Here is a 22,082-nt window from a genome sequence, read left to right as displayed (position 1 = left end):
CGTCGGTGACAGGGAGAGACGCTAGGCCGGGTCCGCCGGGTCCGCATCCGGAGCGGCCTCGTCCCGCAGCCGCGGCTCGGTGCGCCGCGCGGGCACGAAGCCGGACTTGTCGGCGTAGAACGCGCGCACCGCGTCCATGTCCGCGCGCACGTCGCCGGTCAGCGTGAGCGTGGGGCCCAGACCCGCGGTCATCGTCGTGCGGTCCACGTAGCCGAGCGTGACCGTCAGGCCCGCCGCCCGCGCGATGCGGTAGAAGCCCGACTTCCACCCCGAGCCCGAGCGCGAGCCCTCCGGGGTCACGACGAGGTAGAAGCGCTCGCCCGCGGCCATGCGCGCCACGAGGTCGTCGACGAGGCCCGCGGGGTCGCGACGGTCCACCGGGATGCCGCCCAGGGCACGCATCAGCGGCCCCGCCGGCCCCTGGAACAGCGTGTGCTTGCCGAGCCACCGGAACGGCAGCCCCGCCTCCCACGCGATCGCCAACATGATCACGAAGTCCCAGTTCGACGTGTGCGGGGCGCCGATGATGATGCCCGTGCCGTCGCGCGGGACCCGCTCGGTGCGCAGCGTCCACCGGCTGACCCGCCAGAACCCGCGGGCCGCGGCCCGCCGCAGGCTCACGGTCGGGCCCCCGCGGGCAGGTCGACGTCCCGGCACAGCAGCAGCAGCGTCATGTCGTCCTTCGAGTCCGGGTCGGAGCAGTCCGCGACGACCTCGTCGATGTCCACCGGCACGGTGGGGTCCGGGCGGTCGAAGTGCTGCATCAACCGCTCGATGCCGGCCGCGAGCGCCGTCGTGCGCGAGTCCACCAGGCCGTCGCTGTAGAGCACGATCCCACCGCCCGGCTCCAGGTGCAGGTCCACGACCTGCGGGTCGCCCGACCCCACGCCCACGGGCCGGTCCACCCGCAGCGGCAGGAGCGTGGCGTCGCCGTCGGCCCGCAGCAGCAGCGGGCGGGGGTGCCCGGCGGCGCCCACGCTCGCGTCGCCCGTCAGGGGGTCGACGACGACCACGACGACCGTGGCCATGTCCTCCGGCATCGTGCGGCGCGCGAGCTCGTCGAGGTCGACCAGCGCCTCGCGCACGTCCGCGCAGCGCATGAGGTACGCGCGCAGGGCGTTGCGCAGCTGCCCCATGGCGGCGGCCGCACCCAGCCCGTGCCCCGCGACGTCACCGACCGCGACCGCGAACCGCCCGTCCGGGAGCTCGAGCGCGTCGTACCAGTCGCCGCCGACCCGCCCGCCGGCCGCCGGCACGTAGCGCGCCTGCAGCGCCCAGCCCGGGACCGTCGGCAGGTCACGCGGCAGCAGCGAGAGCTGCACGGCGTGCGCCGCGGCCATCTGCCAGCGGTTGCGCACGATGATGACCTCGAGCAGGCGGCTGCGCAGGTCCTCGACGGCGCGCACGTGCTCGGGCGCCCACGGCTCGCACCGCCCGCGCACCTCCTCGCGCCACCGGTCGAAGGACTTGCGCGGGCTCAGCCGGACGTCGTCACCCTCGCGACGCGCGATCGCCTTGTTGTGCGGGTCGCCGCCCCAGTAGATGTCCCGCACGTGCTCGTGGCGCAGCCAGACGACCAGCTGGTCGTCGGGCAGCCGGACTGCCAGGAGGCCCGCGACGTCGGGCAGGGCCGCCGCCAGCGCCGGGTCGCTCACGCCCAGGGCCGTGCGGACGGTCACGGGCTCGGGCTGCTCCTGCACCCAGGCGCGCAGCGCGTCGACGTCGCCGGGCACGTCGCCCGCCGTGGCCGTCCGGCCGTCGGCCACGACGACCAGGCCGTGCGCCGGGACGACCCCCAGGAGCCCGGGGTGGTCCGCCGCGAGCGCCTCGGCCAGGCCGCGGTCGGGGTCGCGCGCGACCCGCAGGACGTCCGCGATCTCGGCCTGCGCGGCGAGCTCGCGCTCGAGCTCGCGGTCCTGCGCGCGCGCGACGAGCCGCAGCGACAGCGCCGACCCGAGGAACTCCGCCGCCGCGCGCACGCCGTACGGCACCGCGTGCGCACCCGAGTAGTGGTGGCACGCGATGAGACCCCACAGGCGGCCGTCGCGCAGCAGCGAGATCGACATCGACGCCCGCACGCCCATGTTGCCGAGGTACTCCAGGTGCATGGGCGAGACGCTGCGCAGCACCGCGTGCGTGAGGTCCAGCGGCTGGCCGGACAGCTCGTCGACCACGGGGACCAGGGGCGCCGGCGTGTAGGCGACGTCGGCGATGAGCCGCACCCAGTTGGTCTCGTACAGCGCGCGTGCCTGCGCCGGGATGTCCGAGGCCGGGTAGTGCAGCCCGAGGAACGCGTTGAGGTCCGCGCGGCGGGCCTCGGCGACGACCTCACCGTTGTGCTCGGCGTCGAACCGGTAGACCATCACGCGGTCGAAGCCCGTCAGGGTGCGGACCTCCTGCGCGGCGACGTCGTAGAGCTGCTCGAGCGTGCCCGCGCGGTTGAGCCGCTCGAGCGCACCGCGCACGGCCTGGTAGGTGTTAGGGAACGAGAAGGGGCGAGGGCCGTCCGCCGCCTCCAGCTCGACGACCAGCAGGGGCCGTCCGCCGGTGGCCACCCGGTGCAGGATCGCGTCCGCGACCACCGGGTGGTCCCGCCCGGGCAGCTCGACGGACACCGGGTTGCGGGCCCGCAGGTCGCCGAACGTGCGCACGTGCGCACGCAGCGCGTCGGCCGCGGCGGTGCCGACGACGTCCGCCAGGGGCACGCCGACGGCGTCCGCCACCGCAACGCCCGTCAGGTCCGCGAGGTTGGCCGACACCTGACGCACCACCAGGTCCGGCTCGGAGACCGCGAGCAGCACGCCGTGCGGCTGCACCGACCCGGGGACCCGGATCGGCTCGTCCGCGCACGTGTCGAGGTCGACCGTCGACGCCCCGCCCGTGGGTGCGGCGGGCCCCGGCCGGGCGGTCGCCCCGCTGCCCCCGTCGGTCATGCCGTGCTCCGTCCCCGACGCGCGGTGCGCGCGTCCACGTCCTCGGTGAGGGTAGTCGACACGCGTCCGGCACCGGCCGACGGGGCGCGCGGGTGACGCGAGGTCAGGTGTCGAACGGCGCGTCGAGCCAGGTGCCGGACGGCGGCACGAGGGTCTCGAGCTCGTCGAACAGCTCGTCGGGCAGGTCCGCGGCCGCGGCGGCGAGCGTCTGGGCGACGCGCTCGGGACGCGACATGCCGACGACGGTCGACGCGACCTGCTCGTCGCGCAGCGAGAACTGCAGCGCGGCGGTCGTCAGGTCGGTGCCGTGCTCCGCGCAGACGCGGCGCATCGCCCCCACCGCCTCGAGGAGCTGCGGCGGCGCGGGACGGTACCCGTAGGTCGCGGGGGCACCCGGCCCGCGCGCCAGGATCCCGCCGCCGTACACGGCGGCGTTGAGCACGCCCATGCCCTGCGCGCGGGCCTCGGTGATGAGCGCACCGGCGGACCGGTCGACGAGGGTCCAGCGGTTGTGCACGAGGAGCACGTCGAACACGCCGAGCGCGAGGTAGCGCGCCATCTCCTGCACGCGCCCGCCCGCGAGCCCGATGGCACCGACCGCGCCGGACTCGCGCAGCTCGACCAGCGCCTCGACCGCACCGTCGGGGCCGGTGATGTCGTCGAACTCGTGGAACTCCGGGTCGTGCAGGTGCACGAGCGGCAGGTGGTCCAGCCCCAGGCGGGCGCGCGACTCGAGGACCGAACGCCGCACGCGCTCACCCGAGTAGTCGGCGCCCTCCGGGTCGACCTTGGTGGCGATGACGTAGCCCGGCGGGACGCCCCCCGCCGCGGTGAGGGCCGCACCGATGCGGCGCTCGCTCTCGCCGCCCGAGTAGCCGTTGGACGTGTCGACGAACCGGATGTCGCTGCCGAGCACGGCCCGCACGGTGTCGATGCCGCGCTCGGGCGACACGTCGTGCCCGTAGTTCTCCGGCATGCTCCCCAGCGGGCTGCCGCCGAGCGCGAGCGCGCTGACGGTCAGGCCCGTCCCGGGCAACGGGCGCATCCAGCCCGGTCCTCCCGGCACGTGGCGTGCGGTCATGCGTCGCTCCTGACGTCGTCGTCCTGCGGGCGCAGTCCCTGGCTCAACCGGCCAGGAACGCCTCGAGCAGCGGACCGGCCGTCGTCGAACCGTAGTCCCCCTCGCCGACGAACAGCGCGACCGCCAGGTCCCCCTGCACGGCGATCATCCAGGCGTGGTTGCGCAGGTCCGCGTCCTGGCCGAACTGCGCGGTGCCCGTCTTGGCGAGCACGGGCTCGCCCGGCACGTCGGACAGGAACCCGGCCCCGCCCTCCGTGACGACGGCCCGCATCATCGCCTGCAGGGCCGCGGCCTCCTCGGCCGTGAGCGGCGCCGCGGGCGGCAGGTCCTCGCCGTCCGTCGCGTCGTCCGTCGCCCCGTCCGTCTCCTCCGTCGCGTCGTCCGTCGCCGCCGCGTCGTCCGTGCCCGCCTCGGCCGCGGGGGTCACCAGGTACGGGACGACCGTGCGGGAGGCGCCCACCGACGCGGCGACCGTCGCCATGCCGAGCGGCGAGGCGAGCACCTCGCCCTGCCCGATCACCGACGCCGCGTGCGCGGTCGACGTCGCGTCGTCCGGCACGGTCCCGAGGAAAGCCGGGAACCCGAGGTCGACCGCCGGCTCCAGGCCGAGCGAACGCGCCGCGGCGAGCAGCGCGCCGTCGCCCGCGAGGTCGCGGGCGCCGATGAACGCCGTGTTGCACGAGTTCGCGAACGCCGTCCGGAACGGCACGTCACCGAGGGCCGCGGCCGGGTAGCCGGGGAAGTTCTGGAACGTGCGGCCGTCGACCGTGATCGACGGCAGGCAGCTCACGGTCGAGTCCGGCGTCAGCCCGCCGCGCAGGTACGCGAGCGCGCTGACCACCTTGAACGTCGACCCCGGCGCGTACTGGCCGACGGTCGCGGTCGACAGGCCCTCGCTGCCCGGCCCGCTCGCGGCGGCGAGCACCTCACCCGTCGACGGACGCAGCGCGACGACCGCGGACGCCGGCACGACGCCCGCGAGCACCTGCTCGGCGCGCTGCTGCAGCACCGGGTCGAGGGTCGTGCGCAGCGGCTCGCCCGCGACCGGCGGGACGTCGAGCAGCACGCGCTCGGCACCCGTCTCCTGCGCCTCGGCGGACACGACGACGCCCGGGGTGCCGCGCAGCTGCGCGTCGTACTGCCGCTGCAGGCCCGAGAGCCCGGCCCGGTCCCCCACGGCGACGGCGCCCTGCGAGGCCTCGACGATCTCCGCGGTCGCGTCACCGACGGTCCCGAGGATCGCGCGTGCGAACGTGCGGGTCAGCGCCAGCGGCAGCTCGTCCGGGATGACGCCGACGCCCGGCAGCGCGTCGAGCGCCGCCACGTCGTACCCGGCGTCGCCGGACCGCACGACGATGGCCTCGACGAACGCCTGGGGGCCGGCGGCCGCGACCTTCTGCGCGTACGCCTCCGGGTCCGTGCCCAGGGCGCCCGCGAGGGCCCGGGCCGCGGCGTCGGTGTCGACCTGGCCCGCGGCGGCCTGCTGCTTGTCGACGCCGATGCGGGACACGGGTCGCTTCTCGACGAGCGGGACGTCCCCCTGGCCGAGCACGGCACCGCGCTCGGCCGCCCGCCGGGAGACGGTCAGGCGCTCGTCCGCGGTGAGGTCGGGTGCGAGCAGCGGCAGCGCCCAGCGCGCGCGCCACGGCTGCTCGTCGTCCTGCTCGTCGCGCACCAGCTGCGCGGTCGCGGTGTACGTCCAGTCCTCGTCCGTCCAGGGCACGTCCCAGGTGACGGTCAGGGGCGCGGTCGCGGTCAGCTCGTCGTCCGCGAGCGTCACGTCCCCCACCTCGACGCTCGCGGCCGCCTCGGCCAGGCCCTCGACGACGGCCGCCCGGGTGGTGCTCAGCTCCTGCGCGGACGGCGCGTCCGGTGCGAGCGGCACGGCCGTGAAGTCGCCGGTCTCCAGCGCGGTCGCCAGGGCCTCGGCGGCCGGGCGCGCGTCCGGGGCGCCGGGGCTGCAGGCCGTCAGGGCCGCGGTCGCCAGGGCGGCGAGCACGCCGGTCGTCGTCCACCGGCGGGCGCGCGCCCACCCCGTCCTTCGCGTCGTACCCACCGTCGTGGCCTCCTGTCCTGGTCCCCCGCGTCGCCGTCGACCTCAGCGCTGCGGGCACGCACGACGTCGTGGCGCCACGAGGTGGGGACGAGCCGAGCCTGTCACCCTGCCGGGCTGCCGCGTGGGACTTCCGTGGTGATCTTCACTCGTCCTCCCCACACGTGCGCGCTCACCCGTAGCGGGTGGTGCGGTGCGCGGACCGGGCGATTCCGCTGCTACCGGTTGCATCTGGACGCACGTCCGGGTGAACATGCCCCCATGGACGCTGGGGGACGGCCGACGGGGACGCCACGCGTCGACCCGCCCGACACGGTGGGACCGCTCGACCCACGCGACCGCGTGCAGGCCGCCGCGGTGCTCGCCGCGGCCCTCGCGGACGACCCGGGCTACGCGCACCTCTTCCCCGTGGCGGCGCGCCGCGAGCGCGAGCTCACCCAGGTCTACCGGATGACCCTCGCCGACGGCCTGCGCCACGGGCGGGTCCTGGCCACGAAGCTCGGCGACGAGGTCACGGGCGTCCTGGCCATGTACCCCCCGGGCACCTACCCGATGACGCTGCGGCGCTGGCTGCGGCAGGCCGGCCGGGTCACCCGCATCGCGACCTGCACGCGCGAGCACAGCCCCGGCATCATCCGCTTCGGCGAGCTGACGTCGCGCGGCGTGCCGGCGGACAGCTGGTACGTCGAGGCCTTCGGCGTGCGGCCGGACCTGCAGCGCGAGGGACGGGGCAGCGTGCTGCTGCGCCGGTTCCTCGCCGACGTCGACGAGCTGGGCGCCCCGTCGTACCTCGAGACGACCAACGAGACCAACGTCGGCTACTACCAGCGTCGCGGCTACACCGACGCGCACGACGTGGTCCCGCTGGCGCCCGCGGGACCGCACATCTACCCCATGTCCCGCCCGGCGCGCCCCACCGGCTGAGGGCGGCCGTGCCCGGTGCGGCCCCCGGAGCGTCACGTGGGAGGCCCCTGGCGCACCCGCGCGCGCAGCGCCTCGGGCGTCGCGGTGGCCGGGTCCCACAGCGCGTCGACGAACCACGTGGCCCCCGCCTCGGCCAGGGCCGCCAGCCGCTCGCGGGCCGCGCCGCGGTCGGCGGGCAGGGCGCCGTGCAGCACGACGTCGAAGGGGCCGGCGTCGGCGGGACGGTGCTCCTTCACCCAGGCGACGACCGCGGCGACGTCGTCCGGGTCGAACGGGTCCTCCGCGCGCTCGCCCCGGTGCTGCGGGACGACGCCGTCGTAGCGGACCGCACGTCCCATCGAGCGCTCGGAGGGGAACGAGCCGACGACCCACAGCGGGATGCGCGTGCGCCCGTCGGGCCGCTCGACCGGCACGGGCCGCAGCTGGAGGCCGTCGACGCGCAGGTGCGTGCCCTCGACGTCGAACCGCTCGCCGCCGAAGGACCGGTCGAGGACCGCGAGCGCGTCGTCGAGCCGCTCGGCACGCTCCCGGAGCGTGGTGGCCTCGCCGCTGACCCCCGCGACCGCACGGTCCATCGGCACGCCGAGGCCCACGGGCACCACGAGCCGGCCCCCGGAGAGGTGGTCGACCGTGACCGCCTGCTTGGCGAACACCCACGGCCGCCGGCGCGGCAGCGCGAACACCAGCGCGCCCAGCGTGACGCGCTGCGTGCGCACGGCGGCCGCGGCGAGCACCGCCCACGGGTCCCACGCGTCCATGCCCTCGAGGTCCACGCCGTCCCACGTGAAGAACCCGTCCCAGCCGTGCTGCTCGGCGTCGACCGCCAGGTCGACCACCTCGTGCACCGTGCCGAAGCTGCCCACGAACCCGAGCCTCATCGCCGTCCTCCTCCCACGCGCGCGCCGGGACCGCACCGGTGCGTCGTCGCGACGGTACCGACGCCCACCGACAGCGAGTACCCTCTGCCCGGTCGGGCGGTCCGCGGGGGCGCCGCGCGTCGTGCGCCGTGCACCCCGACGCCCCTGGACACCCGTCCGCGTGGTCCGCTGGGGAGGCGCTCCCTCGGTGGTGGGATCGCGTACGGACGCCTACCGTGGCGGGGATGCCAGGTACGGGACGCATGCCGCGCACGTGGTGCGCATCGGAGCAGGACGGGGAGAGGGGGCCGGGACATGACGGACGAGCACCAGTTCACGTCTCCCGGCAGCCACGACCGGGTCGGCTCGCCGGGCGGTCACGCACCGCTGCCGCCCGCGACGCTCCCGCCTGACCACGCGCTCGCGCACGTGGCTCCCGAGCGCGCGCTGCCCGCCACCCGGCCCTCCGCCGCGTACGTCCCGGTGCGCCGCTGGGTGCTCGAGGAGGCCCACCAGCTGCGCGACATGCGCGGCGACCTGCGCGACCAGCTCGCCGCCTCGGTGGCACCGTCGGACGACGCCGAGACCGCACGGGACAACGTCGTGCTCGTCACCTCGGAGCTCGCGACCAACGCGCTGGCGCACGGCCGCGCACCGGCGCAGGTCCAGCTGCTGCTCGACGGGCACGAGGTGCTCGTCGTGGTGTCGGACGGCGACGCCACGCACGCACCGTTCGTCGCGGCGGGCCGCGAGCCCGGCGAGGGCGGGTTCGGCCTGCAGATCGCGCGCCGCCTGTCGTCCGACGTCGGCTGGTGGGCGGACGCGTCGGGCAAGCACGTGTGGGCGACCTTCCCCGCCCGGCCGACCACCTGAGCGACGGCACCCGGACGCGCGGCGCGCGCGCGGCGCGATGCGGCGACAATCGGCGCATGACGACGAGCGACGGCGTGCTGCGGCTGCGCGGGACGACCCTGGGCGCGGGGCGGCCGCAGGTGTGCGTCCCGATCGTGGCACGGACGCCCGACGCCGCGGCCGACGCCGCGCGGGCCCTGCCCGCCGGGGCCGCGGACGTCGTCGAGCTGCGCCTGGACCACCTCACCGGCTCGGCCCGGGAGCCGGCGCTGGTGCGCACCGCGGTGGCGGCCGTCCGCGCCGCGCTGCCCACGGACGTCCCGCTGCTCGCGACGTTCCGCTCCGCGCGGGAGGGCGGTGCGCAGGCCGCCGACGACGCCGCGTACCGCGCGGTCCTCGACGCCGTGACGGCCGGGGCCGCCGGTCCGGACGGTCCGCACGGCGCGGACGCGGTCGACGTCGAGCTCGCGACGCCGGGCGTGGCCGACCTCGTGTCGCACGCGCAGGCCGCGGGGCTCGCCGTCGTGGTGTCCCACCACGACTTCGCGGGGACACCGTCGGCGGCCGAGATCGTCGCGGTCCTTCGCCGTCAGCGCGACGCCGGGGCCGACGTCTGCAAGGTCGCGGTGATGCCGCGGGACCCCGACGACGTCCTCGCGCTGCTGACCGCGACACGCGCGTTCGCGCGTGACGCGGACCGTCCCGTCGTGACCGTCGCGATGGGCGGGCTCGGGCTGGTCACGCGCCTCGCGGGCGGGGTGTTCGGCTCGGCGATGACGTTCGGCAGCGTCGGGCCCGCGAGCGCGCCCGGTCAGGTGGACGCCGCGGCGCTGCGCGAGGTCCTCGCGCTGCTGCACGACGCCGGCTGAGCCGCCGCGCGGCTCGGCTCACTCGCCGAGCATGCGGTAGAGCTCGCGGCGGAGCTCGTCGAGCTTCTCGACGGTCCGCTCGCGCTGCGCCGGCGTGCCCTCGGCACCGACCTGCCGCAGCACGCCGAACAGCTTGCCGGCGGCGCCGATGAGGTCGCCGTGCTCCTCCCAGCGCTGGGCGGCGGGGCCCCAGGCGGCCGACAGCTCGTCGGGGTGGCTCTCGACGTACGCGCGTCCCTCGTCGGTCAGCGTGTACTCGGTGCGGGCGCTGCCCGCGTCGGTGGGCACGACGAGCCCCTCGTCCGTGAGCTGCTGGAGCGTGGGGTAGACCGAGCCGGGGCTCGGTCGCCACAGGCCGCCCGTCTTCTCCCCGATGGCCTTGATGAGGCCGTAGCCGTTGGACGGCGCCTCGGCCAGGAGCTGCAGGATCGCGGCGCGGACGTCGCCGCGGCGGGCCCGTCCGCGGCCGCGGGCACCGAACGGGCCGCCGAACGGACCACCGCGGCCGGGACCGCCGGGACCGCCGAACGGACCGCCCGGACCGAAGGGCCCGGCGGGGCCGAAGGGTCCGTCCGGGCCGCCGAAGGGACCGCCGGGGCCGCCGAAGCCGCGGCCCGGACCGCGTCGTCCTCGGCCGTGGCCCGGGGAGCCGTGGTCACCGTCGTCGTCGTGCCAGGGGCCGCCGCGCGGGTCGCGGCCCTCCGTGCCGTCGTCACCGGGCCGGGCACCGCGCCGGGGGCGGCGCCACTCGCGGTCGGGTCGTGAGGTGGGGTCGAAGCTGCGCATGTGTTCCTCCAAGATCGTCAGCGATATATCGGAACGGTACGCCGACATATCACGGACGACAAGAGGACGTCGCCGACCGACGCCGGAGCGGCACGGCGCGCCCGGTCAGGACGAGGTGGCCCCGCCGACCTCCTCGGCGGCCTCGGCGCCGATCTCGGGGTGCAGGACGCCGAAGAACCGCGCGAGCACCGCACCCTCGGGGCGCAGCGACGGGTCCTCGTCCCGGCCCACGAACGCGTCGGCCAGGCCCGCGAGGCGCGCGGCGAGGTCCTCGAGCTCGTCGGGCGTCGCCCACAGGCGCTGCGTGCTGAGCATGGTCGTCCGGACGCGGGCGGGGTCGGTCGCCCGCGGGTCGGCGAAGTGGTCGACGGCGCGCGCCGCCTCGCGCTGGATCACGAGGGTCGCGACCGCCGCGGCGTCGCGGACGGACGTCGTGTCGGCCGGGTCCGGCTCCAGGCGCCGCGACCGGTGGGCCGGGCGCCACGGCTTCTCGCGCCCGCGCGGCTCGGCCCGCTCGACGTAGCCGGCCTTGGCGAGGCTGCGCAGGTGGAACGAGCAGTTGGCGACCGTCTGACCCGTGCGCTCGGCGACCTGGCTGGCGGTGGCCTCGCGCAGGTCGTCGAGCAGGTCGAGGATCTCGACCCGCAGCGGGTGCGCGAGCGCGCGCAGCACGGCGGGGTCGGAGGTCCGCAGCTCGGTGGTGGGCGTGGGGTCGGTCATGCGGATCTCCTCCACGACGACGGTCAGAGCACGCGGGTGCGCAGCTGGGCCTCGGCCAGGAGCCGGTCGCGGCGCAGCTGCTCCAGCTCGGCGGTGCGGTCCCACGGGGTGGTCCGGCGGGGCTCGCGGGGTGTACGGACGGGTCCTCGGGTGGTGCGGTGCATGGCGTCCTCCTCGGTCGGCACGCACAACGCTAGACCCGCAACATCTATTGCGCAATGGTCATTGCGCAACGGATGTTGCGGGACTCGCCCTGCAGATCAGGCCTCGGCGTCCCGCCGCCGGTCGACCTCGCGCGCCGCCGCGCGCGCCTTGTCCACGTCGCCGCGCCCCGCGGGGTCGCCGCCGCCCCCGCCCGGGTCCGCCTCGCCCGGGTCGTGCAGCATGTGCGACCGCACCAGCTCGTGCCGCTGGACGTACGTGTTGGCCACCGCCTGGATGGTCGCCGCGATCGGCAGCGCCAGGAACGCCCCCAGCGCACCGAACACCGCCCCGAACGCCAGCACCACGACGAACGAGACCGCCGCGTTCATCTGCAGCGCGCGCGCCGAGACCTTGGGCGCGAGCCACAGGTTCTCGACCTGCTGGTAGCCGAGGATGAACGCGAGCACCCCGAGTGCCTGCGGCGCACCCTGGGAGGTGAGCGCGACCGCGATGGGCAGCGCACCGCCGATGTACGTGCCGATCGTCGGGACGAACTGCGAGACGACACCCGTGAACAGGGCGAGCGGCAGCGAGTAGGGCGTCCCCAGGATGGCGAGGAACGCGAACGTCGCCGCCGTCGCGATGGCCGCGAGCACGATGCGCGTGTTGATGAAGTCGGAGACCTTGACCTGCGTGACCTCCCACAGCCGCAGCACCTCCTGCTGCCGGCCGGGCGTCAGCCACCGGCAGATCGACGCACGGAAGCGCGGGCCCGCCGCCAGCAGGTAGTACGTGACGAGCAGGATCGTCAGGGTCGCGAACACGCCGCCGAGGATCGTCGTCCCCACGAGCAGCGCCCCCGACGCGACCTCCGAGCCCCACTCCTCGGCGCCCTGGCGCACGAGGTCGTCCACGGCCGGCACCTCGACCGCGAAGCGCTCCTCGACCATCTCCTGCGCGGAGGTGTAGAGGTCCGGCACGTTCTTGACGAGCTGCACGAGCTGCTGGACGAACAGGTTCCCGAACAGCGCGAACACCACGATCGTGAGCAGCAGCCCGCCGAGCAGCGCCACGGCCGCCGCACCACCGCGCTTCCAGCCGTGCCGCACGAGCCACACGACGATCGGCTCGAGCGCGAGCGCGATGAAGAACGCGATGAGCAGGTTGACCAGCAGCCCCTGCAGCGCCCCGAGCGCGTCCCACGCGAACAGGCCGACGAAGACGGCGACCACCGCCATCGCCAGGCCCTTGCCCCACCAGCGCGGGGGGCGGCGTGCGTCGTGCTGCAGCGCGCGCGTGCCCTCGTCGCCGGGGGCGGCCGGTGCACCGAAGATCGGGGTCGCGCCGGACGGCGCGTCGGCCTGCGGCGACGTGGCGCCGGTGGCGGGAGCGGGCGTGCTGTCGGTCGTCACGGGCGTGTCCTCCGCGGTGGGCGTGCGTGGCGCGGGCGCGCGCGGTCACACCCTAGGGGCGACGGGCGCCGCGCGAGCCGCGCGCGCCGTCCGTCACCCGACCGGAGGGCTCAGCGCCGCGACGGCTCCTGCGGCTCGACCCGGTCCCACCCCCGCCGCGGCGGGCGGGTGCCGAGCCGGTCGGGCCGCGCGCGGTACACGACGTACGGCCGCCACAGGTACCCGACAGGTGCTGAGAACACGTGCACGAGGCGCGTGAACGGCCACAGCGCGAACAGCAGCATCGCGGCCATGCCGTGCAGCTGGAAGCCGATCGGCGCGTCCGCCATGAGCTCGGGGTGCAGCTGCAGCAGGAAGATGCCGCGGAACCACACCGACACGCCCTCGCGGTAGTCGTAGTCGCCGCCCAGGTTGAGCACCGAGCCCGCGACCGTGTTCCACATGCCGAGGAAGATGACGACGGCCAGCACGAGGTACATGACCTTGTCCATGCGGGTCGTCGCCCGGAAGACCGGCCCGACCGTGCGGCGGCGGTAGATGAGCAGCACCAGGCCGACGACCGTGCAGAAGCCCGCGACGCCCCCGATCGTCACGGCCACGAAGTGGTACGCCTCGTCGCTCATGCCGACGGCCTCGGTCCACGACTCGGGGATGCCCAGGCCCATGACGTGCCCGAGGAACACCGCGAGGATCCCGAAGTGGAACAGGGGGCTGGCCCAGCGCAGCAGCCGGCGCTCGTACAGCTGCGTCGAGCGCGTCGTCCACCCGAACTTGTCGTACCGGTAGCGCCAGACGTGCCCGAGCACGAAGAACGCGAGGCACACGTACGGCACGACCACCCACAGCAGGACGTCCAGGGTCGAGGTCATCGGCGGGCTCCCGGGTCGGTGGCGGACGACGGCGGCAGGAACGGCTCGAGACCGACCTCCTCGCCGGGCGGCCCCTGCGCGGCGAGGCGCGCGACGGCCTCGCGGTCGTCGCCGTCCAGCGGCGGGAGCGTCGCGCACACGGCCACGAGCGCGCCGGCCCACGGGGACCCCGCGTCGAGCAGCGCGAGGCGCAGCAGCTCCAGCCCGGCACGGTGCGCGAGCAGCAGGCGCAGCCCGGACTCCTGGGCCGCGGCGTCCCCCGTGGACGCGAACTCCAGGACGACCGCGACGTGGTCCGGCAGCTCGTCGGACACGAGCTCGAAGCCCGCGGCACGGTAGGCCTGCTTGTACTCGACGAGCGCGACGCCACGCTTGCGGGTGTCGCCGTAGGAGTAGTAGCTCAGGTACGGCGAGCGGCGCCGCGCGAGGTCGAACGTCGTGACGTACTCGGCCGCGAGCGCGCCGAGGGGCTGCGACCCGAGGTGGTCGACGACCTGGGCGAGCGGCTCGCGCAGGCGCTCCGGCAGCGTCGTGAGGGCGGCACGCACCTCGGGCAGCATCGCGAGCAGCTCCGGGCTCGGGTAGTCGAGGACCATCGCGGCGATGCGGTGCGTCAGGGCCGTCTCGCGGGTCGCCGCCTGGCGCGCGGCGGTCCGGCGCGCGAGGCGCCTCACGGCCGGCCCCCGTCGGACGCCCCGGGCTGCGACGTCCCGTCGTCCGGGTCGGCCTTGGGCGGGAACATGCCCGCCGGGGCGCTCTTGCCGTCCCAGTTGAGCAGGTTCACGCGCGCCTTGCGGCTCTCGGGCTCGGCGACGGTGTCGGTCGTCTGCCGCTGCTGGAGCATGTGGAAGTTCTCGACGGCGAGGGGGTCCTGGCCGCCCGAGCCCTCGCCGAACGGCCCCGACCCGCCCATGCCCGGCCCGCCGTCGTAGTCGAGGCTGCACTCGGTGGCGAGCTCCTCGAGGCCGTGCGCCTGCTCGGCGTGGGCCGCGGGCACGACGTACCGCTCGTCGTACTTCGCGAGCGCGAGCAGGCGGTACATCTCGTACATCGTCGCCTCGTCCATGCCGACCGACGCCGGGATGGCGGGGTCGCCGGAGCGGCCCATGTTGAGGTCGCGCATGTACGAGCGCATGGCCGCGAGCCGCTTGAGCACGGCCGTGACCGGCGCGGTGTCGCCCGCGGTGAACAGCTCCGCGAGGTACTCCACCGGGATCCGCAGGGTGTCGATCGCCGCGAACAGGTTCGAGGTGTCCTCGGAGTCGACGCCGGTCTCCTGGACCACGTCGACGACCGGCGACAGCGGCGGGATGTACCAGACCATCGGCATCGTCCGGTACTCGGGGTGCAGCGGCAGGGCGACCTCGTAGGTGCTGATGAGCGCCCAGATCGGTGAGCGCTGCGCGGCCTGCACCCAGTCGTGCGGGATCCCCGCACGCTCGGCCTCGCGCTGCACGTGCGGGTCGTCGGGGTCGAGGAACACCCCGCGCTGCGCGGCGAGCAGGTCCTTCTCGTCGGTGACGGACGCCGCGGCGAGCACCTTGTCCGCGTCGTACAGGACGAGCCCGATGTAGCGCAGCCGCCCGACGCACGTCTCGGAGCACACGGTCGGCAGGCCGACCTCGATGCGCGGGAAGCAGAACGTGCACTTCTCGGCCTTGCCGGTCTTGTGGTTGAAGTAGACCTTCTTGTACGGGCACCCGGTCACGCACTTGCGCCAGCCGCGGCACGCGTCCTGGTCGACGAGCACGATGCCGTCCTCGGCGCGCTTGTAGATCGCACCGGACGGGCACGACGCGGCGCACGACGGGTTGAGGCAGTGCTCGCAGATCCGCGGCAGGTAGAACATGAACGTCTGCTCGAACTCGAGCCTCACCTTGTCCGACACGCGCTGCAGGATCGGGTCGGCGGTCGCCAGCTCGGGTGCGCCGCCCAGGTCGTCGTCCCAGTTGGCGCTCCACCCGACCTGCATGTCCTTGCCGCTGAGCAGCGACTTCGGCCGCGCGACGGGCGTGTGCTCCTGCAGCGGCGCGTTCGTCAGGCTCTCGTAGTCGTACGTCCACGGCTCGTAGTACTCGTCGATCGACGGCTGCTTGGGGCTCGCGAAGATCGTCAGCAGGTTCCGCAGCCGGCCGCCGGCCTTGAGCTGCAGGCGCCCGCGCTTGTTCAGCGCCCAGCCGCCCTCCCACTTCTCCTGGTCCTCGTAGGTCCGCGGGTAGCCCTGGCCGGGGCGCGTCTCGACGTTGTTGAACCACACGTACTCGGTGCCCGTGCGGTTGGTCCACGCCTGCTTGCAGGTCACCGAGCACGTGTGGCACCCGATGCACTTGTCGAGGTTCATGACCATCGCCATCTGGGCCATCACGCGCACGGGGTCACCCTCCGCACTGCGCTCGTGCCCCGCTGCGTACGCCGTCGTCCCCGCATCAGTACTCCACCTCCTGCGAGCGACGGCGCACGACCGTCACCTCGTCGCGCTGGTTGCCCGTGGGGCCCAGGTAGTTGAAGGCGTACGCGAGCTGCGCGTAACCGCCGATGAGGTGGCTGGGCTTGATGAGCAGCCTGGTCAGCGAGTTGTGGATGCCGCCCCGGCGCCCGGTCCGCTCGCTGCGCGGCACGTCGATGAGCCGGTCCTGCGCGTGGTACATGTACACCGTCCCCTCCGGCATGCGGTGCGAGACGATCGCGCGGGCGACCACCACGCCGTTGCGGTTGACGGCCTCGACCCAGTCGTTGTCGCGGATGCCGACCTTGGCCGCGTCGCGGTCGCTCATCCAGATGGCGGGGCCCCCGCGCGAGAGCGACAGCATGAACAGGTTGTCCTGGTACTCGGAGTGGATGGACCACTTGTTGTGCGGCGTCAGGTAGCGGACGGTCACCCCGAGCGCCCCGACGTCCCCCACGGCGTTCTCGCCGAACAGGGCCTGCATGTTCAGCGGCGGCCGGAACACCGGCAGCCCCTCCCCCAGCTCCGTCATCCAGTCGTGGTCGAGGTAGAACTGCTGGCGGCCCGTCAGGGTGTGCCACGGCTTGAGGCGCTCGACGTTGACCGTGAACGGGGAGTACCGCCGCCCGCCGTGCTCGGTGCCGGACCACTCGGGCGACGTGATGACGGTCGTCGGCGCGGCCTGCGTGTCCGCGAACGTGACCTGCTTGCCCTCGTGCTCGGCCGCAAGGTCCGCCATCCGCGTGCCCGTGCGCTTCTCGAGCGTGTGGAAGCCCTGCACCGCGAGCCGCCCGTTCGTCGTCCCGGACAGCGCGAGGATCGCCTCGCACGCGTGCACGTCGCGCGACAGCAGCGGCCGGCCGTCCGCGACCGCGCCCGGTGCGCCGGCGGGGATGCGTGCGACGCCGTTCTTGCGGCGCAGGTACTCGACCTCCTCGCCGACGTCGAAGGTCACGCCCTTGGTCGTCAGGCCCGCGGTGTCGGGGATCGGCCCGAGGGTCGCGAGCTTGGCCGCGACGGCCGGGTAGTCCCGCTCGACGACGACGAGCTTCGGCATCGTGCGCCCCGGCACCGGGTCGCACTCCCCCGCCTTCCAGTCCTGCACGCGCCCGTGCGGGTTGGCCATGGCGTCGGGCGTGTCGTGCGTCAGCGGCACCGCGACGACGTCCTGCCGGACCCCCAGGTGCGTCACCGACTGCCGCGAGAACTCGCGGGCCAGGGTGTGGAAGATCTCGAAGTCCGTGCGCGTCTGCCACGGCGGTGCGATCGCCGGGCTGAAGGAGTTCACGAACGGGTGCATGTCCGTGGTGTTGAGGTCGTGCTTCTCGTACCAGGTCGCCGCGGGCAGCACGACGTCGGAGTAGACGGTGGTGCTCGTCATGCGGAAGTCGAGCGAGAGCAGCAGGTCGAGCTTGCCGGTGGGTGCCTCGTCGTGCCAGACGACGTCGCGCGGGCGGGCGTCGGGGGGGGCCTGCGTCGCGAGCAGGTTCGAGTCCGTCCCGAGCAGGTGGTGCAGGAAGTACTCGTCGCCCTTGCCGGACGAGCCGAGCAGGTTGGCCCGCCAGACGGTCAGCACGCGCGGGAAGTTCTCCGGCGCGTCGGGGTCCTCGGCGGCGAACCGCAGGCGGCCCTCGATCAGCTCGCGCGGCACGTACTCGCCCACGGGGACCCCCGCCGCCGCGGCGTCGTCCGCGAGCTCCAGGGGGTTGCGGTCGAAGGTCGGGTAGGACGGCATCCAGCCCATGCGCGCGGACTTGGCGATGACGTCGGCCGTGGTCAGGCCCGTGAACGCGCCGCCCGTGCCCGGCGTGGCCGCCGTGAGCGTGTCGGCGCTGAACGGGTCGTACCGGAACTGGTCGGTGTGCAGGTACCAGTACGCGGTCTGGATCATCGTGCGCGGCGGGCGCGCCCAGTCGTTCGCGGTCGAGTACATCTGCTGACCGGTCGACGGGCGCACCTTCTCCTGGCCGACGTAGTGCGCCCAGCCGCCCCCGTTGACGCCCTGGCAGCCCGTGAGCGTCGTCAGCGTGAGGAACGTGCGGTAGATGGTGTCGGAGTGGAACCAGTGGTTGGTGCCCGCGCCCATGATGATCATGGACCGCCCGCGGGACTCCTCCGCGTTGGCGGCGAACTCGCGGCCGATCCGCTCGGCCTTGGCCGCCGGCACACCCGTGAACTGCTCCTGCCACGCCGGCGTCCCCGGCTGCGACGCGTCGTCGTACCCCGTGGGCCACTGGCCCGGCAGCCCGTCGCGGCCCACGCCGTACTGCGCGAGCAGCAGGTCGAGCACCGTCGTCACCAGGTGCTCGCCCACGCGCCGCACGGGCACGCCGCGCCGCGAGACCGCCGCCGCGCCGTCGAGCGCGTCGAAGCGGGGCAGCTCGACGACCACCGACTCGCCGCGCCCGGCCTCGCCGATCACCGGCCCGCCCGCGCTGAGCTGCGGCTCCACGTCGCCCACGTCGAGGTTCCACCGCCCGACGCCCTCGTCGCCGAACCGGTGGCCGAGCGACCCGCCGGGCACGACGGGCAGGCCCGTGCGCGCGTCGAGCAGGACGGTCTTGAACGCGGCGTTCTCGGTGCGCGCCTCGGCACCCGGCAGGTCCTCCGCGGTGAGGAACTTGCCCGGCACGTACCGGCCGTCGCGCTCCTCGACGCGCACGAGGAACGGCAGGTCCGTGAACCGCTGCACGTAGTGCGTGAAGTACGGGACCTGCCGGTCGACGAAGAACTCCCGGAGCGTCACGTGGCCCATCGCCATCGCCAGCGCCCCGTCGGTGCCGGGCGCGACCGCCAGCCACTCGTCCGCGAACTTCACGTTGTCCGCGTAGTCGGGGCTGACCGCGACCACCTTCTGGCCGCGGTAGCGCGCCTCGGCCATCCAGTGCGCGTCGGGCGTGCGGGTCACCGGCAGGTTCGAGCCCCACATGATGAGGTAGCCCGCGTCCCACCAGTCACCCGACTCCGGGACGTCCGTCTGGTCCCCGAAGACCTGCGGCGAGGCCACCGGCAGGTCCGCGTACCAGTCGTAGAACGACAGCATCGGGGCGCCGATGAGCGAGTGGTACCGGGCGCCCGCGCCGTGCGACACCATCGACATCGCGGGGATCGGCGAGAACCCGGCGACGCGGTCCGGCCCGTACGCCTTGATCGTGTGCACCTGGGCGGCGGCGACCATCTCGATCGCCTCGTCCCACGTCGCGCGCACCAGGCCGCCCTTGCCGCGGGCCCGCTTGTAGCGCTGCGCCCGCACGGGGTCGCCGACGACGTCCGCCCACGCGAGCACCGGGTCACCCAGGCGCGCCCGCGCCTCGCGGTACATCTCGAGCAGCACGCCGCGCACGTACGGGTAGCGCACGCGCGTGGGCGAGTACGTGTACCAGCTGAACGCGGCGCCGCGCGGGCACCCCCGCGGCTCGTACTCCGGGGAGTCGGGGCCGACCGTCGGGTAGTCGGTCTGCTGCGACTCCCACGTGATGATGCCGTCCTTCACGTACACCTTCCACGAGCACGAGCCCGTGCAGTTGACGCCGTGCGTCGAGCGCACGACCTTGTCGTGGCTCCACCGGTCCCGGTAGAACGTGTCCGCGTCGCGACCGCCGATCTCGTGGAGCGTCCGCAGGTCGGCCGAGACCTCGGTCCGGTGGAGGAACCGGCGCGTCCGCAGCAGGGCCTCCGTCACGTCGCCGTCGAGCCGGGGCGGGTCGTTCTGCAGGGTCACGGTGCGAGGTCCTTCCGGGTGGTCGGGTCCTGCGGACGTGCTGGTGCAGGTCAGGCCGGGGCGCGCCCCGCACGTGCGGAGCGGCGGACGGGGCCGCGTGTGAACCACGCGGTGAGCAGCCCGACGACGGCCAGCAGCCCCAGGCCGATGGTGTAGTCGCCGGTCCTGTCGTAGACCGCCCCCATGACGAGCGGCGGCACGAACCCGCCCAGGCCGCCGGCGGCACCGACGAGCCCGGTCACGGCACCGACCTTCTCGGCGGGCGCCAGCAGCGCCACCAGCCCGAAGACGGCCCCCGAGGACGCGCCGAGCAGCGCCGCGAGACCCAGGAAGGCGATCGTGGCGACCGGGACCAGCGGCAGCTCGACCGCCGCGACCGCCGCGAGCACGGCGACGCCCAGGAAGCACACGACGAGCACCCTGGTCGCGTCGTACCGGTCGGTCAGCGCACCGCCCACGGGCCGCATCGCGACCGCGAGGACCACGAACCCGGCCGTGCGCAGCGCCGCGTCCTCCTGCTCGAGGCCGTACGCGTTGACCAGGTACGTCGGCAGGTACACGCTGAACGCGACGAACCCCCCGAAGCCGAGGGCGTACAGCACCGACAGCTGGCCCGTGGCGGGCAGCTTCGCGGTCGCCCACGTCCGCGCGAGGAACGAGCCGCGCGCCGCGGTACGGCCGGGGGCGTCGCGCACCAGCAGCGCCGCGACCACCGCGTACACCGTCAGGACGCCCGCGACGATGAGGAACGGCGCCTCGGGGCCCACGGCGTTCGACAGCCGCACGGTCGTGAACGACGACACCGCGGTGCCGCCCATGCCGATGCCGAAGATCCCCAGCGCCGTCCCGCGCCGCGCGGGCGGGTACCAGGCGTTGACCAGCGGGACGCCGATCGCGAACGCCGTGCCGCCCAGCCCCAGGAAGAACCCGCCGACGATCATCGCCACGAAGCTCTCGGCGACGAACCCGACGTACAGCACCGGCAGCACCGTCAGGATGCTGACCACGGGGAACATGACGCGCGCCCCGACGCGGTCCGTGAGCGCCCCCACCGGGATGCGCCCGAGCGACCCTACGATGACCGGCACCGCGACGAGCGCCGACTGCTGGAACCCCGTCAGGTCGAGCCGGTCGCGGTACGCCGAGCCGAGCGGGCTGATGAGCGCCCACGCCCAGAAGTTGACGAAGAAGCCGACCGTCCCCAGCACGAGGTTGCGGGTGGAGCCGGTCGGTGAGGTGCCCGGCGGCGTGGCTGCGGGCGCGGAGCGCGGCACGCGCGATGTCGTGCGCGCACGCGCGTCGTCAGGTCGGATCACTGGGCGCCCCCGCTCAGACCGCATCGTCTGCATCCCGCTCCGCCGAAAGTAGCACCGCCGTCACGAGTGCGACATCGGCGGAGGATTCGGGCGGAGCCGCCCGCTCGTCAGACCCGGGCGGCGCGCGGGCGCGGCCGGGCGCCGACCGCGAGGACGACCAGACCGACCGCCAGCACGAGCAGCCCTGCCACGGCACCGCCGGACAGCCGCTCGCCCAGCACCGCCAGACCGAGCACCGTCGCGGTCAGCGGCTCCGCGAGGGTCAGCGTCGCGACCGTCGGCGCCCCGAGCCGCGCGAGCCCGTACCCGAACAGCACGTAGGCCGCGGTCGTCGTGACGAGCCCCAGCCACAGCACGGTCGCAAGCCCCGCGGGCGACGTCAGACCGCCCGTACCGACGACCGCGAGCACACCCAGGCTGAGCACGCCCGCGACGCCGAACATCGCGCCCATGCTGGTCGTGGACGTCCAGCCGGTGTCGATGAGCGCGCCACCGGCGAGCGTGTACAGCGCGTACGCGGCGCCCGCGCCCAGCGACGCGAGCACCCCGACGGCGTCGAGCCCACCACTGGTCGCCGCGCCCGGGTCGCCCGGTGCCAGGCCCAGGACGACGACGCCCGTGGTCGCCAGCCCGGTGGCGACCAGCCACGACCGCGCGGGACGTCCACGGCCCAGCGCCCACGTCGCCAGGCCCGTCAGCACCGGTGCCGAGCCGAGCGCGACGACCGTGCCGACCGCGACGCCGTTGCGCGCCGTCCCGAGGAAGAACGCCGGCTGGTACGCGAGCACCCCGAGCGCCCCCAGCCCCACGCCCCACGCCCGGGCACGCCCCCACCCCCCGGCGCGAGAGTGCGATCCAGCAACCCCGCGCCCCCACCCCCCAGCGCGAGAGTGCGATCCCGTCCCCGTCGCGTCGGGGCGGGCGCGCGCGACGAACGCCGCGACCAGCGCCAGCGCGATCCCTCCGACCGCGATGCGTGCCGCACCGAGCGCGACCGGGTCGGCCGGCGGCCCGAGCGCCTGCGCGGTCCCGGTCGTCCCGAAGCACACGGCCGCGAGCAGGACGGCGAGGATCGCGGGCACGCCAGATCGTCGCACGC

The 22,082-nt window shown here is 74.8% G+C and carries 18 protein-coding genes; 3 read left to right on the top strand and 15 right to left on the bottom strand.

The genetic code is table 11. The annotated features are described in order from the left end of the window. Positions 1 to 21 precede the first annotated feature (21 nt). From H9657_RS06285 to H9657_RS06270, 4 genes are all read right to left on the bottom strand, one after another. Positions 22 to 621 carry a 1-acyl-sn-glycerol-3-phosphate acyltransferase gene (locus H9657_RS06285; protein WP_191781525.1) on the bottom strand — a complete coding sequence of 200 codons (600 nt, stop codon included), beginning with the start codon at positions 619 to 621 and terminating at the stop codon, positions 22 to 24. Then, positions 618 to 2,933, bottom strand: coding sequence for a SpoIIE family protein phosphatase (locus H9657_RS06280; RefSeq protein ID WP_191781524.1), 2,316 nt, complete (start codon positions 2,931 to 2,933; stop codon positions 618 to 620). The genes H9657_RS06285 and H9657_RS06280 overlap by 4 nt, the downstream gene beginning before the upstream one ends. Before the next feature lie 103 nt (positions 2,934 to 3,036). Then, positions 3,037 to 4,014 carry an aldo/keto reductase gene (locus H9657_RS06275; protein ID WP_191781522.1) on the bottom strand — a complete coding sequence of 326 codons (978 nt, stop codon included), beginning with the start codon at positions 4,012 to 4,014 and terminating at the stop codon, positions 3,037 to 3,039. Between the two features lie 43 nt (positions 4,015 to 4,057). After that, positions 4,058 to 6,013: a penicillin-binding transpeptidase domain-containing protein gene (locus H9657_RS06270; RefSeq protein ID WP_318241333.1), complete on the bottom strand. Its 1,956-nt coding sequence runs from the start codon at positions 6,011 to 6,013 to the stop codon at positions 4,058 to 4,060. A gap of 315 nt (positions 6,014 to 6,328) precedes the next feature. Between H9657_RS06270 and H9657_RS06265 the strand changes: the two genes are divergently transcribed. Next, a complete protein-coding gene (locus tag H9657_RS06265; protein ID WP_191781518.1) occupies positions 6,329 to 6,991 on the top strand; it encodes a GNAT family N-acetyltransferase in 663 nt (220 codons plus the stop codon). A 32-nt stretch (positions 6,992 to 7,023) separates the two neighbouring features. On the opposite strand, the gene H9657_RS06260 is transcribed toward H9657_RS06265, so the two are convergent. Beyond that, positions 7,024 to 7,869: an LLM class flavin-dependent oxidoreductase gene (locus H9657_RS06260; RefSeq protein WP_191781516.1), complete on the bottom strand. Its 846-nt coding sequence runs from the start codon at positions 7,867 to 7,869 to the stop codon at positions 7,024 to 7,026. A 294-nt stretch (positions 7,870 to 8,163) separates the two neighbouring features. Here H9657_RS06260 and H9657_RS06255 point away from each other — a divergent pair, with 294 nt between their 5' ends. Both H9657_RS06255 and aroD read left to right on the top strand, forming a co-directional pair. Next, positions 8,164 to 8,721, top strand: a complete 558-nt coding sequence (locus H9657_RS06255; RefSeq protein ID WP_191781514.1) for an ATP-binding protein — start codon at positions 8,164 to 8,166, stop codon at positions 8,719 to 8,721. Between the two features lie 56 nt (positions 8,722 to 8,777). After that, positions 8,778 to 9,569: a type I 3-dehydroquinate dehydratase gene (gene aroD, locus H9657_RS06250; protein WP_191781512.1), complete on the top strand. Its 792-nt coding sequence runs from the start codon at positions 8,778 to 8,780 to the stop codon at positions 9,567 to 9,569. A gap of 18 nt (positions 9,570 to 9,587) precedes the next feature. Here the strand turns inward: aroD and H9657_RS06245 are convergent, their stop codons facing one another. From H9657_RS06245 to H9657_RS06200, 10 genes are all read right to left on the bottom strand, one after another. Beyond that, positions 9,588 to 10,355, bottom strand: a complete 768-nt coding sequence (locus tag H9657_RS06245; protein WP_191781510.1) for a PadR family transcriptional regulator — start codon at positions 10,353 to 10,355, stop codon at positions 9,588 to 9,590. Between the two features lie 105 nt (positions 10,356 to 10,460). Continuing rightward, positions 10,461 to 11,075: a winged helix-turn-helix domain-containing protein gene (locus tag H9657_RS06240; RefSeq protein WP_191781508.1), complete on the bottom strand. Its 615-nt coding sequence runs from the start codon at positions 11,073 to 11,075 to the stop codon at positions 10,461 to 10,463. Between the two features lie 23 nt (positions 11,076 to 11,098). After that, a complete protein-coding gene (locus H9657_RS06235; RefSeq protein ID WP_191781507.1) occupies positions 11,099 to 11,239 on the bottom strand; it encodes a hypothetical protein in 141 nt (46 codons plus the stop codon). A 96-nt stretch (positions 11,240 to 11,335) separates the two neighbouring features. Further along, complete coding sequence (locus H9657_RS06230; protein WP_318241332.1) at positions 11,336 to 12,631, bottom strand: AI-2E family transporter; 1,296 nt, start codon at positions 12,629 to 12,631, stop codon at positions 11,336 to 11,338. Between the two features lie 110 nt (positions 12,632 to 12,741). Then, positions 12,742 to 13,500: a respiratory nitrate reductase subunit gamma gene (gene narI, locus H9657_RS06225; protein ID WP_191781505.1), complete on the bottom strand. Its 759-nt coding sequence runs from the start codon at positions 13,498 to 13,500 to the stop codon at positions 12,742 to 12,744. Next, positions 13,497 to 14,174 carry a nitrate reductase molybdenum cofactor assembly chaperone gene (narJ, locus tag H9657_RS06220; RefSeq protein ID WP_318241331.1) on the bottom strand — a complete coding sequence of 226 codons (678 nt, stop codon included), beginning with the start codon at positions 14,172 to 14,174 and terminating at the stop codon, positions 13,497 to 13,499. The genes narI and narJ overlap by 4 nt, the downstream gene beginning before the upstream one ends. Then, positions 14,171 to 15,871, bottom strand: coding sequence for a nitrate reductase subunit beta (narH, locus tag H9657_RS06215; protein WP_191781503.1), 1,701 nt, complete (start codon positions 15,869 to 15,871; stop codon positions 14,171 to 14,173). Before narH ends, narJ begins: the two co-directional genes overlap by 4 nt. Before the next feature lie 55 nt (positions 15,872 to 15,926). Next, a complete protein-coding gene (locus tag H9657_RS06210) occupies positions 15,927 to 19,667 on the bottom strand; it encodes a nitrate reductase subunit alpha (protein WP_191781501.1) in 3,741 nt (1,246 codons plus the stop codon). A 50-nt stretch (positions 19,668 to 19,717) separates the two neighbouring features. Further along, positions 19,718 to 20,941, bottom strand: a complete 1,224-nt coding sequence (locus H9657_RS06205) for an MFS transporter (RefSeq protein WP_318241330.1) — start codon at positions 20,939 to 20,941, stop codon at positions 19,718 to 19,720. Between the two features lie 149 nt (positions 20,942 to 21,090). Then, positions 21,091 to 22,065 carry an EamA family transporter gene (locus H9657_RS06200; protein ID WP_191781497.1) on the bottom strand — a complete coding sequence of 325 codons (975 nt, stop codon included), beginning with the start codon at positions 22,063 to 22,065 and terminating at the stop codon, positions 21,091 to 21,093. Positions 22,066 to 22,082 lie beyond the last annotated feature (17 nt).

It is taken from the genome of Cellulomonas avistercoris (assembly GCF_014836445.1).
Classification (GTDB): domain Bacteria; phylum Actinomycetota; class Actinomycetes; order Actinomycetales; family Cellulomonadaceae; genus Cellulomonas; species Cellulomonas avistercoris.
This window is presented reverse-complemented; position numbering and strand designations above follow the sequence as displayed.